At 64.2% G+C, this 18,669-nt stretch carries 15 protein-coding genes; 5 read left to right on the forward strand and 10 right to left on the reverse strand.

Translation table 11 applies throughout. From position 1 onward, the window contains the following. Window positions 1–192 precede the first annotated feature (192 nt). A complete protein-coding gene (locus tag AC1TXO_RS07175; protein ID WP_402757746.1) occupies window positions 193–417 on the reverse strand; it encodes a hypothetical protein in 225 nt (74 codons plus the stop codon). Between the two features lie 956 nt (window positions 418–1,373). On the opposite strand from AC1TXO_RS07175, the gene AC1TXO_RS07180 reads away from it, so the two are divergent. Together AC1TXO_RS07180 and AC1TXO_RS07185 are read left to right on the forward strand one after the other, a co-directional pair. Continuing rightward, complete coding sequence (locus AC1TXO_RS07180) at window positions 1,374–1,793, forward strand: tetratricopeptide repeat protein (RefSeq protein ID WP_486405665.1); 420 nt, start codon at window positions 1,374–1,376, stop codon at window positions 1,791–1,793. Between the two features lie 169 nt (window positions 1,794–1,962). Continuing rightward, complete coding sequence (locus AC1TXO_RS07185) at window positions 1,963–3,336, forward strand: DNA recombination protein RmuC (RefSeq protein WP_486406811.1); 1,374 nt, start codon at window positions 1,963–1,965, stop codon at window positions 3,334–3,336. Here AC1TXO_RS07185 and AC1TXO_RS07190 read toward each other — a convergent pair. Then, window positions 3,308–6,784: a hybrid sensor histidine kinase/response regulator gene (locus AC1TXO_RS07190; RefSeq protein ID WP_486405666.1), complete on the reverse strand. Its 3,477-nt coding sequence runs from the start codon at window positions 6,782–6,784 to the stop codon at window positions 3,308–3,310. The two genes, AC1TXO_RS07185 and AC1TXO_RS07190, sit on opposite strands and share 29 nt — an antisense overlap. A 194-nt stretch (window positions 6,785–6,978) precedes the next feature. Next, entirely contained in the window at window positions 6,979–8,163 is a 1,185-nt protein-coding gene (locus tag AC1TXO_RS07195) for an MFS transporter (protein ID WP_486405667.1), read from the reverse strand. Between the two features lie 161 nt (window positions 8,164–8,324). Between AC1TXO_RS07195 and AC1TXO_RS07200 the strand changes: the two genes are divergently transcribed. Beyond that, window positions 8,325–9,473, forward strand: a complete 1,149-nt coding sequence (locus AC1TXO_RS07200) for a TDT family transporter (protein WP_486405668.1) — start codon at window positions 8,325–8,327, stop codon at window positions 9,471–9,473. Between the two features lie 13 nt (window positions 9,474–9,486). Here AC1TXO_RS07200 and AC1TXO_RS07205 read toward each other — a convergent pair whose 3' ends face one another. Further along, on the reverse strand, window positions 9,487–10,794 hold the full coding sequence (locus tag AC1TXO_RS07205) for an OprD family porin (protein ID WP_486405669.1): 1,308 nt from the start codon (window positions 10,792–10,794) through the stop codon (window positions 9,487–9,489). 104 nt (window positions 10,795–10,898) lie between these two features. Between AC1TXO_RS07205 and AC1TXO_RS07210 the strand changes: the two genes are divergently transcribed. Further along, window positions 10,899–11,831: a LysR family transcriptional regulator gene (locus AC1TXO_RS07210; protein ID WP_486405670.1), complete on the forward strand. Its 933-nt coding sequence runs from the start codon at window positions 10,899–10,901 to the stop codon at window positions 11,829–11,831. 7 nt (window positions 11,832–11,838) lie between these two features. On the opposite strand, the gene AC1TXO_RS07215 is transcribed toward AC1TXO_RS07210, so the two are convergent. From AC1TXO_RS07215 to AC1TXO_RS07240, 6 genes are all read right to left on the reverse strand, one after another. After that, window positions 11,839–13,131, reverse strand: a complete 1,293-nt coding sequence (locus AC1TXO_RS07215) for an SLC5/6 family protein (RefSeq protein WP_486405671.1) — start codon at window positions 13,129–13,131, stop codon at window positions 11,839–11,841. Window positions 13,132–13,236: 105 nt separating this feature from the next. Further along, on the reverse strand, window positions 13,237–14,430 hold the full coding sequence (locus AC1TXO_RS07220; protein ID WP_486405672.1) for an MFS transporter: 1,194 nt from the start codon (window positions 14,428–14,430) through the stop codon (window positions 13,237–13,239). Window positions 14,431–14,443: 13 nt separating this feature from the next. Then, entirely contained in the window at window positions 14,444–15,622 is a 1,179-nt protein-coding gene (locus AC1TXO_RS07225) for a MalY/PatB family protein (protein ID WP_486405673.1), read from the reverse strand. Between the two features lie 107 nt (window positions 15,623–15,729). Next, window positions 15,730–16,056, reverse strand: a complete 327-nt coding sequence (locus AC1TXO_RS07230) for a DUF202 domain-containing protein (protein ID WP_486405674.1) — start codon at window positions 16,054–16,056, stop codon at window positions 15,730–15,732. A gap of 7 nt (window positions 16,057–16,063) precedes the next feature. Then, window positions 16,064–16,432 (reverse strand): YidH family protein, encoded by a 369-nt coding sequence (locus tag AC1TXO_RS07235; protein WP_486405675.1) that lies wholly within the window; start codon window positions 16,430–16,432, stop codon window positions 16,064–16,066. 76 nt (window positions 16,433–16,508) lie between these two features. Beyond that, the gene (locus AC1TXO_RS07240) at window positions 16,509–17,957 is read right to left on the reverse strand and encodes an efflux transporter outer membrane subunit (RefSeq protein ID WP_486405676.1); all 1,449 of its coding nucleotides are present in this window, start codon (window positions 17,955–17,957) and stop codon (window positions 16,509–16,511) included. A 91-nt stretch (window positions 17,958–18,048) separates the two neighbouring features. Between AC1TXO_RS07240 and AC1TXO_RS07245 the strand changes: the two genes are divergently transcribed. Further along, entirely contained in the window at window positions 18,049–18,663 is a 615-nt protein-coding gene (locus AC1TXO_RS07245) for a TetR/AcrR family transcriptional regulator (protein ID WP_486405677.1), read from the forward strand. The last annotated feature ends 6 nt before the right edge of the window (window positions 18,664–18,669 follow it).

The following is an 18,669-nucleotide window of genomic DNA, read 5'->3' on the forward strand; positions in this document are numbered from 1 at the left end:
TGATCAGGCCCGCCGGAAGCGGCTCGCACCGCTCGAGTTGAAGTGTAGTGTGATAATCATGGTGTAAAGGGCTGTTTTTAAATCGATTGCGGCTCGAGCTGCTGCGCGATATGCCTTGTAGCAATTAAGCCAAGAGCATTTCGTGCAGCACCTCGGAGTGGGCATTCATGGGGTGAATCCTCACCCATTCATTCATGCGACCAGCGACTGGCGGGTACGATCGATCACCGCCTGCAGCGGTTCGGCCCGGTTGTACTGCTCCGGGTACAGACGCTCGGTGTGGCACGCCACGCCGTGTTCGTCGACCAGGGTGAAGCTGAAGCTGCCTTTGCGAGGGGCAACGATGAGGCACTTCAGTGGTGCGAAGGCCTGAGAAAGCGTGCCGAAGGCGCGCTGGATCTGGTGGTGGTTAGTCATTTTTTTAGAGTTTCCTGCTCAAGACACGGATTCGATCCGTGCACAATAGAAACGTTCCGGTGACGCCATTATTAAAGGAGGCGAAAAACCTGACCGGAACAGAGCAGCCAGAGGAAGCGCAAGCACAAAGAGGCGCCGGGCTGACTGGTAGGTACTTCGGAAGGCGGGCAACATCCCATGGACCAGGTTCGAGGCCGGTGGGTGAAGATCCCGATCAATTTGTCATTTGGTGATTCGTGCTGCAGCGGCGCTTGCCGTGGAGGGAATCATCGGGTGGGCCGGTCCTGGTTTCAGCGAGGCTGCCCGGGGAGGGTGCGGTCGCAAGGACATGGTGGCCAGAATTGATGTTCAGCTTGGTACTAACGTCGGCAACACTATCTCAAGCCTGGCGCCAGGGCAAGCTTTTTTTCGATTTTATTCAGCGAAGCCGATCATTATCTCTGTTCAGGTGGCATCTGTGAAGAGGGATACCGTTCGCCGGACAGCCACCGTTGCCCTCGTCGCGGCAACTGCGTGCGCAGTGCCGGTGCACTTGTGCACACTTGGTGCGCGACTTGTAACTGCTTTGCAACATCCTCTCCGAGGGCCGCCAATGACTTGACTGAGGGCTTAAGTCAATGAAAAAAAACACTTATTTTGGCTGGTGAAAAAATCGTCAGTTTGACTGCAGGCCCCATTCCATAGGGGTTTGCGGGCGCTCAGGGGGGGGTTGTCCACCGAGTTATCCACAGGTTCTGTGGATTGTCCCCGGGGCTTGCTCTAGGACGGGCGTGCCAGCAGTTTTAGGAAGCGTCTGACATTGCGTGCGAGAAAATTCTGAAGGCGATTCGTGAGGGCGAAAACGTCAAGAAAAGAACCATGAAATATTTTTTCCCAAGCGCTCGGGATTGTCCCGAGTCTTTGCCTGGAAAAAGGAGTAGAGTGGCGCGCCTCTCGAGTTGCCATCGCTGTTCGTCATGAAGTTTCGTGGTAAATCCCCCGCCGTTCCCCCTGCTGGCCCGCCTCTGGTTTCACCCAAGCGATTCTCCCTGAAAGTGGCCCTGTGGCTGCTCGATAACCCGCGCCTGGGCGACAGGCCCAGCGTCAAGCACCTGGCCGGACGCATGCTCAAGCAGCCGGCGCGCCAAGGCGTGGTGGCCGCACAGAGCCGCCTGGGGCAGATGCTTTGCCGTGACTGCGGCAACGCCCGCGACCGGCGCATCGGCCACGAACTGCTGCGCCAGGCTGCCCGGGCCGGCGATCCACGGGCGCAGCTCGAATACGCTCGCTTGTGCCAGGCGCAGGACCCAGAGCAGGCGCGCCATTGGCTGGAACTGGCGGCGGGGCAGGGCTCGCAGGAGGCGCGACAGTTGCTTGGGCTGTTGCATTCGGCGTAAGGGGCGCCGAAAACCCTGTAAGCTGCGCACAGTCGAAGCGTTGATCGGAGCAAGCATGGCAGTGGATCTGGCCAGTATTCTGTTGGGCATCGTGGCTGCTGCGGTGCCGGGCCTGGGCTGGGTGTTGCAGCTCCAGCGCCGGCTCTCCGCCCGCCAGGGCGAAACCAGCCTGATGCAGGAGCGCCTGAATGCCGCGCAATTGGCCCAGGCCGGGCTGCAGGCCCAGCTCGAGGCGTGCCGCGACGAGATCAGCGACCTCAGCGAAGCCAACAGCCACAAGCAGGCCACGCTCGCCGCGCAGGGCCGCGAGCTGGAGCTGCTGCAGATCGACCGCGACAATGCCCGGGATGCAGCCCATGCCTGGAGCCTCGAGCGTGCCACCCGCGAAGCCGAACTGCGGCGCCTGGAAGCCCAGGCCGCGCGCCTGGATGCCGAGTTGCGCGAGCAGCAGGAAAGCCATGCCCAGCGCCTGGACGACCTGCAGGAGGCGCGCGATACCCTGCGTGCCCAGTTCGCCGAAATGGCCACCAAGATCTTCGACGAGCGCGAGCAACGTTTCGCCCAGACCAGCCAGCAGCACCTGGGCCAGTTGCTCGACCCGCTCAAGGAGCGCATCCAGGCCTTCGAAAAACGGGTGGAGGAAAGCTACCAGCAGGAAGCCCGCGAGCGCTTCTCGCTGGGCAAGGAGCTCGAGCGTCTGCAGCAGCTCAATCTGCGCCTGTCCGACGAAGCCACCAACCTCACCCAGGCGCTCAAGGGCCAGAAGACCCAGGGCAACTGGGGCGAGCTGATTCTCGAGCGGGTGCTGGAGCACGCCGGTCTGGAGAAGGGCCGCGAATACCAGACCCAGGTCAGCCTCAAGAGCGCCGACGGCGAGCGCTTCCAGCCCGACGTGCTGATCATGCTGCCGGGCGACAAGCAGGTGGTGGTCGATGCCAAGGTCAGCCTCACGGCCTACCAGCAGTTCGTGGCCGGAAACGACGAAGCCGCACTCAAGCAGCACGTACAATCGTTGCGCAGCCATGTCAAAGGGCTGTCGAGCAAGGACTACAGCCGGCTCGACGGCTTGCACAGCCTGGATTTCGTCTTGCTCTTCGTGCCCATCGAGGCGGCGTTCTCGGCAGCGCTGCAGGCTGAGCCCGGCTTGTTCCAGGAAGCCTTCGACCGGCAGATCGTCATCGTCAGCCCGACCACCCTGCTGGCCACCCTGCGGGTCATCGACAGCCTGTGGAAGCAGGAGCGCCAGGGCCAGAACGCCCGCGAGATCGCCGAGCGCGCCGGATGGCTGTACGACAAGTTCGTGCTGTTCATCCAGGACCTGGACGAGCTCGGCGCGCGCCTGCAGCAGGTCGACAAGGCCTACGCGGCGGCGCGCAACAAGCTGTGCGAAGGGCGTGGCAACCTGGTCAGCCGCAGCGAACAGCTCAAGCTGCTCGGTGCCCGTGCCAGCAAGAGCCTGCCGGCCGACCTGCTGGAGCGGGCGTTGTCCGACGAATCGGCGCAGGACGCGGCGCTTACTGAACCAGGCTCAGATGCCGATTGAGCAGGGCGCGCAACGCGGCAGGCTTGACCGGCTTGGCAAGATAGTCGAGCCCTGCGGCATGCACCTGGGCGATGGTTTCGTTGCGCCCGTCGGCGCTGATGACCACGCCCGGTACCGGCTCGCCCAGGCGGGTGCGTAGCCAGGCCATCAGCCCGGTGCCGGTTTCGCCGTCGTCCAGGTGGTAGTCCACCAGTGCCAGGTGAGGGCGCATGCCCTGTGCCAGCAGCGCCTCGCACTCGGCCTGGTTGCGTGCGGTCCACACCTTGCAACCCCAGCGCCCGAGCAGGCTGTTCATGCCGATCAGGATGCTGTCTTCGTTGTCCACGCACAGCACCTGCAAGCCTGCCAGTGGTTGCCCACCGGTTTCCACGGGGGCCACGGGGGCCGCCACCGGGTGACGGGCGATCGGTACGCTGACCCGGAACACGCTGCCCTTGCCCGGCCATGAGCGCACCTCCAGGCGATGGCCCAGCACCCGGCACAGACCATCGGCGATCGCCAGGCCCAGGCCCAGGCCTTTTTCGGCGCGGGTCTGGTGGCTGTCCAGGCGCTTGAATTCCTGGAAGATCACCTGCAGTTTGTCGTCGTCGATACCCGGGCCACGGTCCCACACCTCCAGCCACAGGCACCCGGCCTCGCGCCGCGCGCCGAGCAGGATCGGGCTCTTGCCGTAGCGCAGGGCGTTGGTGAGGAAGTTCTGCAGCACCCGGCGCAGCAGCTTCATGTCGCTGTTGACCTGCAGGCGGCTGCCGCGCAGGCGGAACTCCAGGTCTTTCTCGGCGGCCAGCACCTTGAACTCGGCGCCCAGGGTGTCGAACAGCTCGTTGAGCGGGAAAGGCTTGATGTCTGGAGTGACCTTGCCGTTTTCCAGGCGCGAGATGTCCAGCAGGTCACTGATCAGCTCTTCGGCCGAGCGCAGCGAGCTGTCCATGTGCTGCACCAGCTGCCGGGCTTCCTCGCTCAGGCATTCGGCCTGCTGCGACAGGGCGGCAGAGAACAGCCGCGCGGCGTTCAGCGGTTGCATCAGGTCGTGGCTGACGGCTGCCAGGAAACGGGTCTTGGACTGGCTGACCGCCTCGGCATGGCTCTTGGCTTCGGACAGCGCCTGGTTCAGTTGCGAGAGCTCGTGGGTACGCTCGGCCACGCGCTGCTCCAGGCCTTCGTTGGCATCCTTGAGCGCCTGTTCGGCTTCACGGAACGGCGTGATGTCGGTGAAGCTCATGACGAAGCCGCCACCGGGCATGGGATTGCCGATCAGCTCGATCACCCGGCCGTTGGGAAACAGGCGCTCGGAGGTGTGCGCCCGGCCCTGGCGCATCCAGTGCAGGCGCCTCGCCACGTGCACCTGCGCCTCGCCTGGGCCGCACAGGCCGCGCTCGGCGTTGTAGCGGATGATGTCGGCGATCGGCCGACCGACGCTGATCAGCCCGTCGGGGTAGTTGAACAGCTCCAGGTAGCGACGGTTCCAGGCCACCAGGTGCAGGTTCTGGTCGACCACGCTGATGCCCTGGTTGATGTTCTCGATGGCGCCCTGCAGCAATGCCCGGTTGAACTGCAGCACCTCGCTGGCTTCGTCGGCGATGCGCACCACGTCTTCGAGCTGCATGTCGCGGCCCTCGATGGCCGCCTTGACCACGGCGCGGGTCGAGGAGGTGCCGAGCACACCGGCGAGCAGGCGTTCGGTGTGCTCGATCCAGTCGCCGTCGGCGTTCTGGTTGGGGTTGAAGCCCTTGCCCTGGCGGTAGGCGAAGCGGATGAAGCTCTGCCGTGCGCGTTCCTCGCCGACGAAGCGCGCGGCAAGATTGAGCAGGTCGTCGATCTGCACTGCCAGCAGGGTCCGGCTGCTGGGGCGGGCGCTGGTCTGCTGGCCGATGAAGCGCCCGGCCTGCCAGTGTTCGGAGACCCGCGTGCGCGAGAGGATCGACACCCAGGCGAAGAGGATGAAGTTGCCGGCCAGCGACAGCACCACGCCCTGGGTCAGCGGGGTGATCGGCAGGTCCAGCGGATTGCCGTGCAGCCAGTCCAGGCCCGGGAACAGCTGCAGCGACCAACCCAGGCTGTGCGCGGTGATCGGCAGTACCAGGGTGTAGAACCACAGGAAGATCCCCGCAGCCAGGCCGGCGAACACGCCGCGGCGGTTGGCCTGTTTCCAGTACAGCGCGCCGAGCATCGCCGGGGTGAGCTGGGTGACGGCGGCGAAGGCGATCTGGCCGATGGTCGCAAGGCTTGCGGTGGAACCGAGCAGGCGGTAGCTGACGTATGCCAGCAGCAGGATGACCACGATGGTCACCCGACGCACCGAGAGCATCCAGTGGCGGAAGGCTTCGAAGGGGCGCTCGGCGGCGTTGCGGCGCAACAGCCAGGGCAGCAGCATGTCGTTGGAGACCATGGTCGAGAGCGCCACCGCCTCGACGATCACCATGCCGGTGGCGGCCGAAGCACCGCCGATGAATGCCAGCAGGGCCAGGCTTGGATGGGCCTCGGCCAGGGGCAGGCTGATGACGAAGGAGTCGGAGATCACCGTGCCTGGCAGCAGCATCTGCCCGGCCAGGGCGATCGGCACCACGAACAGTGCGGCCAGCACCAGGTACAGCGGGAACACCCAGCGCGCCAGGCGCATGTCCTGCGCCTCGATGTTCTCCACCACGGTGACGTGGAATTGCCGCGGCAGGCAGATGATCGCCATCATCGCCACGGCGGTCTGCACCACCATCGATGGCCAGTTGATGGTCTCCTGCCAGTAGCTTTCCAGGTGCACCGACTGGCGCGCCTGGCTGAACAGGTCGTCGAAACCGTCGTACAGGTTGAACACCACGAAGGCGCCAACGGCGAGGAAGGCCAGCAGCTTGATCAGCGATTCGAAGGCAATCGCCAGCACCATGCCGCGGTGGTGCTCGGTGACATCCAGGCTGCGCGTGCCGAAGACGATGGCGAACAGCGCCAGGACCAGCGACACCACCAGCGCGGTGTCCTGCACCCGGGTGCCGGTGGCATCGGCGTTGGCGCCGATCAGCAGGTTCACCCCCAGCACGATGCCCTTGAGCTGCAGGGCGATGTAGGGCAGCACGCCGACCAGGCAGATCAGCGCCACCACCACTGCCAGCGTCTGCGACTTGCCGTAGCGGGCGGCGATGAAGTCGGCGATCGAGGTGATGTTCTGCTGTTTGCTGATCAGCACCATCTTCTGCAGCACCCAGGGGGCGAAGATCAGCAGCAGCACCGGGCCCAGGTAGATGGGCAGGAACGCCCAGAGCTGCTCGGCGGCCTGGCCGACAGCGCCGAAGAAGGTCCAGCTGGTGCAGTACACCGCCAGCGACAGGCTGTACACCCAGGCGCGCAGGCGCGGCGGCAGCGGGGTGCTGCGGCGGTCGCCGTAGAAGGCGATGGCGAACATGATGGCCATATAGGCCAGGGCGACCACGGCGATCAGCCCGCTGGACAACGACATGCAAACTCCGGAGCAAAGATTAAAACGCGGTCCCGATCAATCAGTCTGGCACGCGGGCGCGGGTTCGTCAGCGCAGACGATGGTCGCAGTGGCAGGTGGTCGCAGGGGCGGTGCTGTCCTTTTCGCGGGCAAGCCCGCTCCCACTGGGGACAGTCCAGTCTGTGGGACTTGCCCGCGAAACGGCCAGCGCCGCTCTAAGCCTTCGCGCCCCGGGTCCCCAGCCAGTAGAACAACGCCGCCAGCAGCACCGAGAGCACCAGCAGGTAGAACACCGCCACCGGCACCACATACCCCAGGGCGAACCCGACCAGCACCGGTCCCAGCGCGGCGCCAAGGTTGGAGAGGTTCTGCGCGCCATAGTAGACGCCACGCAGGTGCTCGGGGGCGATCAGGTCGATGAACATGTACTCCGCCGGAATCACGATGATCTCGCCCAGGGTGAACACCAGCATCGCCAGGCACCAGCCCAGCACCGAACCTGCCAGCGAGAAGCCCAGCAGCCCGGCGACGAACAGCCCCATCCCGGCCATCAGCCAGGGCATCAGGTGCTGGCGGCTGATGCGTCGGCCGATCAGGTATTGCAGGGCGATCACCGTCACCGCGTTGGTCGTCACCAGCACCCCGACCAGGCGTGCCGCTTCGCTGGCATGGGCGGTCACCACCAGGTACTGCGACAGGTAGGCGGTGAACTGGCCGAACACCACGGCGCTGAGGGCGCCGCCGAGGGTGAAGCACACCAGGCGCCGGTCCCGCGCCAGCCCCAGGGCCACCTGCATGAAGCCGGCGCCGGGCAGTTGCGGCTCGCTGGGGCGCAACTGGCGGTCGCCCAGGCGCTGGTAGGTCAGGCACATGAGCAGGCCGATCAACGCCGACACCAGAAATGGCAGGTGGCCGTCGAGCTCGATCAACGCCACCCCGAGCAATGGACCGAGGGCATAGCCGATGTTGCTCAGGGTGTACTTGATGGCGAACACCTCGGCACGCGCCTCCACCGGCAGCAGGGCGCAGAAGCCCGCCTTGCTGGCGATGTCGACCACCGCCAGGGTGAGATTGATCAGCACCAGGCAGAGGAAGAACAGCGCCACCGATGGGCTGAGCATGGCGGCGGCGAACGACAGGGTGAACACCAGGGTCGCAACGATGATCACCGTATGGCTGCGCAGGGTGTCGACCAGGTGGCCGCCGTACAGGCTCAGCAACGAGGCGACGATCAGCGCGCCGCCAATCAGCAGGCCGATATGGCTGACCGATAGCTGGAAGTGATCCGACAGGTAGACCACCAGGTAGGGCAGGGTGATCGCCCGCGCCAGGGTCAGCACGAAGGTGGTCAGCAGCAGCAGGCGGACTGCCGAGGGATAGCGTTTGAGTGCGGCGAGCATTGCCACGTCCTTGTTGTTGGAGTTGTTGCCGGCCACAAGCATAAGCCACCGGCTCTGGCTTGCGCTATATCTGTAAAATAGATAACAGATACAGAAATTACCCGTTATATGGATATTTCCTGATGGCATAAGATGATTGCACCTTACACGAGGAAGCCGCCATGACCTGCCCGCAGACCCGACCCCTGTCCCTCCGGCCCTTTCATCAGTTGGCCCGGCCGTTGGAAGTGATCCGCCAGTTCACCCCGAACTGGTTTGCCGCGACCATGGGTACCGGTGTTCTGGCGCTGGCCTTGCGCCAGCTGGAGATACCGGCGCTGGCCGGCCTGGCCGAAGCGCTGTGGTGGCTGACCATCGGCCTGTTCGTGCTGTTCTGCGTGTTGTATGGCGCGCGCTGGCTGCTGTTCTTCGACGAGGCGCGGCGCATTTTCGCCCATTCGACGGTGTCGATGTTCTTCGGCACCATTCCCATGGGCCTGGCGACCATCCTCAACGGTGGCCTGGTGTTCGGCCTGGCCCGCTGGGGAGACGGCGTGCTGCCCTGGATCGAGGCACTGTGGTGGCTGGATGTGGCGATGGCGCTGTTGTGCGGCGTGGCCATTCCCTACCTGATGTTCACGCGCCAGGAGCACAGCATCGATCAGATGACGGCCGTGTGGCTGCTGCCGGTAGTGGCTGCGGAGGTGGCCGCAGCCAGCGGCGGCCTGCTGGTGCCGCACCTGGTCGATCCGCATGCACAGTTCCTGGTGGTGGTGACCAGCTACGTGCTGTGGGCAGTGTCGTTGCCGGTGGCGTTCAGCATCCTGACCATCCTCATGCTGCGCATGGCGCTGCACAAGCTGCCGCCGGCCAACATGGCCGCGTCCAGCTGGCTGGCGCTTGGTCCGATCGGCACCGGGGCGCTGGGCATGTTGCTGCTGGGCGGTGATGCCCCGCTGGTGTTCGCTGCCAATGGCCTGGGGGGCATGGGCGAGGTGGCGCGCGGGCTCGGGCTGGTGGCCGGCATGGTGCTGTGGGGCGCCGGCCTGTGGTGGCTGCTGACGGCGGTGCTGATCACCTTGCGTTATATCCGCCAGGGCATGCCGTTCAACCTCGGCTGGTGGGGGTTCACCTTTCCGCTGGGCGTCTACAGCCTGGCCACCCTCAAGCTGGCGGCCTGGCTGGGGCTGAGTTTCTTCCTGGTGTTCGGCCAGGTGCTGGTGGCGATGCTGGTGCTGCTCTGGCTGGTGGTCGCCAGCCGTACCGTCAAGGGCGCCTGGCGTGGCGAGTTGTTCGTCTCCCCGTGCATTGCCAGGCCCCAGCAGCCTTGAGTGTGGGGCGCTGTCAGCGCAGCGGCAGGCTGTAATTGATGTACACCCGGGTCTGGTCCTGGTCGCCGTCGACCTGGCTGTTGGAGGTGCCGTTGCGCCAGCCGAACCCCAGACCCTTGAACGTACCGGACTGCACCACGTAATCCAGGCCGAGGTCGCGCTCCCATTCGTTGAGCGAGGCGCCACTGCGTGACTTGATGCCGCGTCCCGACAGATAGGCCAGGGACGCGGTCAGGCCTGGTGCGCCCAGCGCGGTGAAGTCGTAGGCGTACTGGGCGAACCCGGTGCGCTCGCCGGCGCGGTTGAAGCTCTGCACCAGGCGGTCGGTGTACAGGTAGAGGCTGGTGCCGGCGGCGCCCTTGCCGGGCAGGCGCCCCTGGTTGAGCTGGGTGAAGTCGCTGGCGTCGGAGATGCGCTGGTAGCCTGCCATCAAGGTGTGGGCGTCCTGGCTGTAGGTGACGGCGGCGCTCCAGGTGACGTTGTCGATCCTGCCATCGTTGTCGTCGGTGTAGCCGTTGATGCGATAGCCCGCGGTACCGGCGCGGTTGTTGCCCGACGCCTGGGTCCTGAAGTAGCGCAGGTCGGTGCGCAGCTGTCGGCCCTGGGCAATCGGCCAGCTGTGCTGCAGGCCGAGGAAATGCTGGTCGTAGTAATCCTGCAGGTGGGCGAAGTAGTACTGCGTCGTCAGTTGTGGCGTGGCCTGCCAGTCGCCTCCGGCGAACCAGAATCCATCGCTCTGGCGCATGCCGCCCTGGGCCGCCAGGCCGGTGCGGTCACTGGAGCCGCGCCCCACGGCCTTGTCGAGGTGTCCGAGATTGAGGGTCAGGCCAGGCAGGTCGCGGGAAGTGACCAGGGTGCCTTCGAAGGTCTGCGGCAGCACCCGACCATCGTTGGCCTGCAGGATCGGCAACCTTGGGGCCAGCGAGCCCTGGCGCCACTCGGTGCGCGACAGCTTGAGCTTGGCCGTCCCTGCCAGCCGGCTCCATTGGCCGACCGCCGTGCCGTCGCTGGCGGACGGGATCATCGAGCTGCCGGTGTGACGGCCGCCGCCGCTGTCGAGCGTGACGGCCAGCATGCCGGTGACATCGAATCCCACCCCCACCAGGCCATCGGTATAACCGGATTCATGCCTGAACACGAAACCCTGCGCCCATTCTTCGGTTTTCGACGGCTTCGCGGCGGGGCTGCGATTGTCGTTATTGAAATAGAAGTTACGAAAGTCCAGGCGTGTCTTACTGTCGGCAAGCAGGTCGGCATGCAAGTTCTGGCAAACAAGTGAAGTGCAGACAAAGGCTGTTTTAATTGTTGTAGTCACGCGCATTTCTATAAGTTCTCATGTTGTGCAGAGGCGTGGTGTTTGCGGTAGGAAGCCAAGCGCGTCCGTGCGATGATGTCCGCTGTATCAATTGCCATCGGTCACCGTCCATGAAGCATTTCGGATCGCTGTCGCAGATATCCGTATTTTCAAAGATTGCCGAACTGGGCAGTTTGTCCGCGGCCGCCCGCGAGTTGAATCTCACGCCCTCGGCGGTCAGTAAAAGTCTTGCCCAACTCGAAGAGCGCCTGGGCGTATTGCTGGTCAAGCGCTCGACGCGCAGCCTGACCCTGACCGAACATGGTCAGATCATTCTCGAGCGGGCCAATGCGATCATTGCCGATGTGGAAAACACCCTGGACATCGCCCGGCAGTTCGGCAGGCCGGAAGGCAGCCTGCGGGTCACCAGTTCGATCGCCTTCGGCTGCAAGCAGGCGTCGGTATTGATCAGCCAGTATCTGAACCTGTACCCCAAGGTCGACGTGAACCTGGCCCTGGAAGATCGCCGGGTGAACCTCGCCGAAGAAAAGTACGATGTGGCACTGCGCATCACCTCCGATACCAACACCCTCTATGCCGCACGCAAGCTGGCGACGATCCGCTGGATCTACTGCGCCTCGGCGCAATACCTGGCCGCGCATGAACCGGTGCGTTGTCCGGCGGACATGGCCGAACAGTCGTGCCTGGTGTACCCGCAGATGACCCGCGACAACCGCTGGTCCTTCATCAAGGGCGACAGCATCTCGCAGGTGCAGGTCAAGGCACGGCTGTCTTCCAACTCCAGCCTGGCACTGATGGAGGCGGCCCTGGCAGGCCAGGGTATCGCCTGTCTTCCTGCGTATCTGGTAGCCGAGCCGATCGTGCGCCAGCGCCTGCAGATCGTCCTGCCGGCCTACCGCAGCGACCTGCAGCACACCCTGTACGCCATGTACTACCGCTCCAAGTACGCCAATCCGCTGGTCAGGAGCTTCATCGACTTCCTGGTGGCAGAGTTCGGCGACAGTTCACCGTGGGAGCGGGTCCTGGAACAGGCGCGGCAATGATCCGGCGCTACTCGAACAGCTTGAGCAGCGGCACCAGTACCAGGGTGATGCCGAACAGCAGCACGTAGTACATGCGCCAGCCCTTGAGGTCGCGCAGTGACGGTACCCGGAAGATCAGGTAGACCGGGATCAGGCAGGCCACCACGCCGAACACCGGCACGGTGATCTGCATGAGCAGCATGGCCGAGATGCCGAACAGCACCCAGTTGGCCAGCAGCAGGATCGACAGGGCTGCGATCAGGTAGGGCAGGGCCCGGTTGAAGCGCTCGCCGCGGGTCCAGAAACGGTCGACCAGGTTGGTGACGATCCCGCTCAGGGCATCCTGGAAGCCTAGGTAGATACCGAAGAAAGCGGTGAAGATCGCGATCAGGTTGAGCACGATCGACAGCACCCGCACGGTGTCCCCGGGAATGACCTGCGCCGCCAGGGCCAGCGCCGAGATGTTCTGCTGCAGCGCTGAAGCGGCGCCCTGGTGATCGATCGACAGCAGGAACGACAGGCCGAAGAAACCCACGCCGACCACCAGCACCACGAAGGCCATGCGGCTGGCGCGCAGGGCGCGGTAGGTCGCGATCTCGCTGTCTGCCTCGATCTTGCGAAAGCCGACGTTCATCGGGTTGAGGATCTGGCCGAAGAAGATCGACAGCATGGCGAACGGCAGGGTCAGCCAGACGTCACGGATGAAGCTCAGTGCGTCCGGCACCACCTGCAGCCCCAGGTTGCTGATCTTCCAGTAGGGCAGCATGGCGCCGGCCAGGAACAGGATGATCGAAAGCTTCACGCCGATCATCGGGCCTGAAACCTTGAACAGGAAGCGCTCGCCACGCGAGGCCAGGGCGACCATGAGCGCGATCAGGCCGAAGATGAACCAGGGGCTGGCGGCGACGGACGTGTGGGTGACATGCAGGGTCTGCAGGTAGGACGCGCCGTCGCTGACGATGGTCGACGAATAGGCGAGCATGCCCTTGAGCAGCATCAGAAAGTACAACACGCTCAGGGCCATGCCCCAGTTCTTGCCCAGGTATTGGGTCACGATACTGGTGTAGTCATCGCAGGCGTCGGTGCGTGACAACGAGCGCAGGAAGATATCGGAAATATAATAAACGGCCGGGTAGGCAATCACGATGGAGGTGAGCGACACCCATATACCTTTGACGCCCATCTGGATCGGCATGAAGATAATGCCCGAACCAATGGCCATGCCAATGCATAACAGCACCCAGCCGAAGTCGTAACTGGTGAAGGGAATAACTTTTCCGGCCGCGCCGGAAATACGGCCTGGGTATTTTAACGTGTCCAAGATATGTTCCTGCCAATATTGTATTTATGTGTGGCGCGCGGCACGCGAATGAGCCGCGCTGAACTTGAGCAGTCGGGGAAGTGCGTCAGGGTCGTTGCTGTTTCGTCAAGGCTCCACGGCCAGTGCCGAGCGCTGGCTGAACAGATGCAACAGGATGATCAGGGCGGCGATCAGGATCGGCGCGATGATCGCCAGGCACACGGTCTGCCAGCCGTAGGTGTTCAACAGGTTGCCCGAGGCCAGCGAACCGACCGCCACTGCGGCGAAGACCACGAAGTCGTTGAGCGATTGCACGCGGGCTTTCTCTTCGGGGCGATGGCAGCTCAGGATCAGAGCCGAAGCGCCGAGAAAACCGAAGTTCCAACCCACTCCCAACAGCACCAGCAGCGCCCAGAAGTGCATCAGCGTCGGTTCCATCAGGCCGATGGCAGCCGAACTCACCAGCAGCGCCAGGCCCAGCAGCACGATGCGCGCGGCACCGAAACGGATGATCAGCGAGCCGGTGAAGAAGCTGGGGCCATACATCGACACGATGTGCCACTGGATGCCCAGGTTGGCGTCCTGCTGGTGCATGCCGTGCAGGGTCATGGCCAGGGGGGCGGAGGTCATCAGGAAGTTCATCACGGTGTAGCTCACCAGGCCGCAGAGCATGGCCACCAGCAGGCGTGGCTGGCGCAGCAGTTCGCCCAGCGGCCGGCCGGCGGTGCTGGCCTGGACGCCCTGTTGCTCGCTGAAGCGTACCCGTGACAGCAGCAGGGCGGAGAGCACCGCCACCACGGCAGCGGCCAGGTAGGTCGCGGCAAAGTCGACACCGGGCCACCACTGCATGGTCAGCGACACCAGTTGCGGCCCCAGCACGCCGGCGAACACCCCGCCGGCCATGACTGCCGAAAGGGCCTTGGCCCGCTGCGGCGGGTCGACGCATTCGGTGGCGGCGAAGCGGAAGGTCAGCACCACTGCGGCGTAGGCACCGCCGAACAGCATGGCGAAGCAGAACAGGGCAAAGGAGTGCACCAGCAATGCGCAGGCTGCCAGCAGGCCGACCACCACACCGCAGGCATTGCCGAACATGAACGAACGGATACGTCCGTAACGCCGCAGCAGGTAGCCGGTGATCAGGGTCGAGCTGGCCATGCCGATGACGAAGATCGAGATGGGCAGGGTGGCGTAGGCCGGGTCGGGCGAGAGCGCGTGACCGATCACCGCGCCCGTGGCGTAGACCACTGCCGCGTTCGCCCCGGCCATCGCCTGGGCGCAGACCAGGCGCAGCACACTGGTGTTTTTCCAGACACTGGACATAAAGGCTCCGGGCTCAGTCGAACAGGCCGAGAAGACGCTGTGCGGCTTCTTGCACTTGTTGGCGCGGGCAGGCGAGGTTGATCCGCATGAAGCCGTCGCCGCCCAGGCCGAACTTGGGCCCCGGATCCAGCCACAGGCGGGCATTGCGCAGGATGTGGTCGTGCAGGTCGCGCACGCTGTAGGGCATCTCGCGGCAATCGATCCAGGCCAGGTACAGCGATCCGGTCGGCACCACGCGCATGGGCACACCGGCCTCGTTGATCAGCCTGGCGAACAGCCTCTGGTTCTCTGCCAGGTAGGGCAGCAGGGCATCCAGCCAGCCTTCGCAGTGACGGTAGGCCGCCTCGCAGGCGGCGATCCCCATGACGTTGACCAGGTTGATCCCGGCCCTTTCGCACTGGGCGCGGAACGCGGCCCTGAGCTGCGGATCGGGGATGAAGATGTTCGAGCACTGCAGCCCGGCCATGTTGAAAGTCTTGCTCGGGGCTGTGCAGACCACCGAGATCGCCGCGGCCTCGTCACTGACCGAGGCGAAGGGAATGTGCTTGAGCGACGGGTCCCAGACCAGGTCCTGATGCACTTCATCGGAGACCACGATGATGCCGTGGCGGGCGCAGATCCGTGCCATGGCCTGCAGCTCTTCGCGGCTCCAGACATTGCCGGTGGGGTTGTGCGGATGGCACAGGATGAACAGCTTGGTACCCGGCTTGATCGCCGCCTCGAAGCGTTCGGCGTCGAAGTGGTAGCGCTCGCCGTCGAACGACAGCGGCGCCTCGGCCAGGCGCCGACCATTGATTTCCACGTCGTAGTGGAAGTGTACGTAGACCGGCGTCTGGATCAGCACGTGGTCGCCCGGCACCGAAAAGGCCTGGATCGCCATGTTGATGGCGTTGACGATGCCGGGGGTATTGACCAGCCACTGCGCCTGTGGCTTCCAGCCGAAACGCCGATGCTGCCAGTCGATCACGGCCTCGACGAACGATGGCGGCACCGAGCCGTACCCGTATACGCCGAAGTCGACCACTTCGCGCAGGGCCTGGACGATCGGTTCGGCGACACGAAAGTCCATGTCGGCCACCCACATCGGCAGTGGCTCGCAGGCAGCCTGGGCGGGGGTGAGACGGTTGTGGGCGGTCGACCACTTCATGGAATTGCTGAAGCGTCGATCCGGGACCTGATCGAAATCGTACATGGCATGAACCCTTGTTGTTTCGACCCATTCTGGTGGAGGGCCACAAGTGCTCAAAGCGCATTTTTGGACTTGGATCTGTGAGAAATACTACAAACTGAAGCGCAGGTTCAGCGCAGCAACAGGTCGAACAGCAGCACCAGGGCGCTGGCCGTGAGGGTCAGGCTGGTCAGCAGCACGGCCTGGGCGCTGGCTCCGGTGTCGCCCCCCGCCATGGCCTGGCATTGCCGGACGTAGTGTTTCCGGCGCCTGGCGCTGTACAGCAAGAGGCCGATGACCAGACCGAGGAACAGGTAGTAGGCCAGTGCCAGATGGCTCGAGAGCAGCTTCGCCGACAGTGCAGCCAGGGTGGCGAAGGCGCACAGGGTGCGCTGCCAGGCCAGGCTGGTGCGTTCGGGTTGCAGGCCGGGATCGTCATGCACGGCAGGGCGATTCATGCGCGGCTCACCGGTACAGCACCCAGGCCACCACGCCCACGCACAGCAGCAGGGCAGCGCTGAGCAGCGGGATCAGCCCGGTCATCGGCAACGGCCGGCGGGTACGCAGCGCCAGTTCGATCGACCGCCACCTCAGCGCACTACTCAGGCCGATGAAGATCACCACCAGCAACGCCACGATCACCACCACCTGCTTGGTGCGGTCGGCAAGCAGAGTGTCCGGGACCAGGTCCAGTGCCATCGCCGCCGCCAGGAACGCCAGGCCGGTGCGGATCCAGGCCAGGAAGGTGCGTTCGTTGGCCAGGGTGAAGCGCGGATCAGGGGCTTCGCCGTGGTGCTGCGGGTTGAGTGAGTGCCACCATTTCTTGAGCTGCATGGGATCTCCGTATGTCGGCGATGAAGAGCAGGCGCGCACAGACTGCCTCAGTGTCGCGCTGTCGGCCACTCTCATTTCAGCGTACGGCCGCAGACTGCGGATCCCACCCACCGCCCAATGCCCGGAATGTGGCGATGGCAGCACGTGCCGACGCTGTCTGCGCCTGGGCTGTTGCGTCGCTGGCTCGCAGCACGGAGGCGTCTGCATCGAGCACTTCGATCAGGCTGGCGGTCCCTTTCTGGTAGGCAGTGAACGATGACCGCCTGGCACTGGCCAGGGAGGCCTCACTGGCCTGCAGCATGGCTGCCTCGGCCTCCCGGTTGACCAGTGCCGAGAATGCATTTTCGACGTCTTCACCCGCGCGCAGCACCGACTGGGCGTAGGCGGCGAGCGCCTCTGCCTCCAGCCCTTTGGCCTGGTCGATCTGGGCATTGATCCGCCCGAAGTCGAACAGCCTCCAGCGCAGCCCCAGAACCCCGGCTGACTGACTGGCTGCGCCGCTGAACAGGTTGCCGCCGGAGGTGGTCGCGCTGCCGATCAGCGCGCCCAGTGAAAACTTGGGGTAGTACTCGCCCATCGCCGCCCCTATCCGCGCATTGGCACCCTGGAGCCGTCGCTCGGCAGCGATGAGGTCGGGGCGTCGGCGCAGCAGGTCGGCTGGCGCGCCTATGTCCGAAATCCGCGGGGCTCGCGGAATTGCGCCCGCTGCAGACAGCTTGTCACGGTACGTACCGGCCGGTGTGCCGAGGACCACATCAAGCGCATTCATGGCAGCATCGAGCCTTGCCTGCAGCACCGGCACGATTGCCCGAACCTGGAAAAGTGCGCCCTCGGTCTGGTCAACCTGATACTCGGCGGCCAGGCCTCTGCGGTGCAGCAGACGGACTTTTTCCAGCAACTGCTCCTGGGTTTCGATCTGCCGCCTGGTAACGTCGAGGCGGGCCTGCAACCCGCGAATGGTGGTATAGGCGTCGGCAGTCTGTGCGGCAATGGCCAGTCGGGTGGCAATCACGCCAGCCTCGGACGCCTGGTACTCTGCCACTGCCGCCTCTCGATCACGGCGCAAGCCACCGAACAAATCCAGTTCCCAGCGTGCTTCGAGGTTGGCCTCATAGCTATTACCATAGCGGTCATTGCCGGGTGTCGAGTCGAGCAATTGTCCCAGTGGGGTCTGCACCGACTGGTAGGCGCGTGCGGCGTGCCCATCGAGGTTACCGGCCGGCAGCAGGGCAGCATTCGCCGCGCCCAGGTCGGCCTTTGCCTGGGAAACCCGAGCCTGAGCCTGCGCGATGTCCAGGTTCTGCTCCAGGGCCTTGGCAATCAGGATACTCAGCAAGGGGTCAGCGAAGCCTTCCCACCATTGTGCAAAATGGCTGTCTTCGCTCGCAGCCCGTTGCTCAACGGCGGCCTGGCCGAGATAACGATCAGCCAGGGGGGCGTGCGCAGGCCGATAGTCCGGGCCGACCGTGCAACCTGCAGCCAGGCTGGCGCTCACCGCGAGAGCAAGAATACGGAAGGGAGGCATGGCGTCACTCTCAAGCGAGACATAAGGTGTGACCATATTATAGATTGGTCACTTGCTGTCAATCGGCTCACCCAGGAGCTAAGCTGCAAGCATGAATGAAAACATGAGTACATCCTCTACGCGTGGCCCCTTGGATCATGACGTTCGCGATCAGGTCATCGAGGCCGCCACTACCCACTTCGGACACTACGGTTACGAAAAGACCACCGTGTCCGACCTGGCCAAGGCCATCGGCTTTTCCAAGGCCTACATCTACAAGTTCTTCGATTCCAAGCAGGCCATCGGTGAGGTGATCTGCTCGAATCGACTGGCCATGATCATGGACATCGTCAACGCCGCGATCGAGCAGGCCCCGACGGCTTCCGAGAAGCTCAGACGCCTGTTTCGCGCCATTTCAGAAGCGGGCAGCGATCTTTTCTTCCATGATCGCAAGCTTTACGACATCGCCGCGGTTGCCTCGCGTGACCAGTGGCCATCGGTCAAGGCACACGAACTGCGTATCCAGGAAATCATCCGGCAGATCCTGCTCGATGGTCGTGAGGCCGGGGAGTTCGAGCGCAAGACACCTTTGGACGAAGCCACCAACGCGATTTTCCTGATCCTGCGACCGTACGTGAATTCTGCACAACTGCAGTACAACCTCGACACCGCTTCGCAGGCGGCCGCGCATCTGCCGGCCTTGATACTGCGGAGCCTGGCACCGTAGTTAAGG

This window comes from Pseudomonas sp. FA117, from assembly GCF_057370475.1.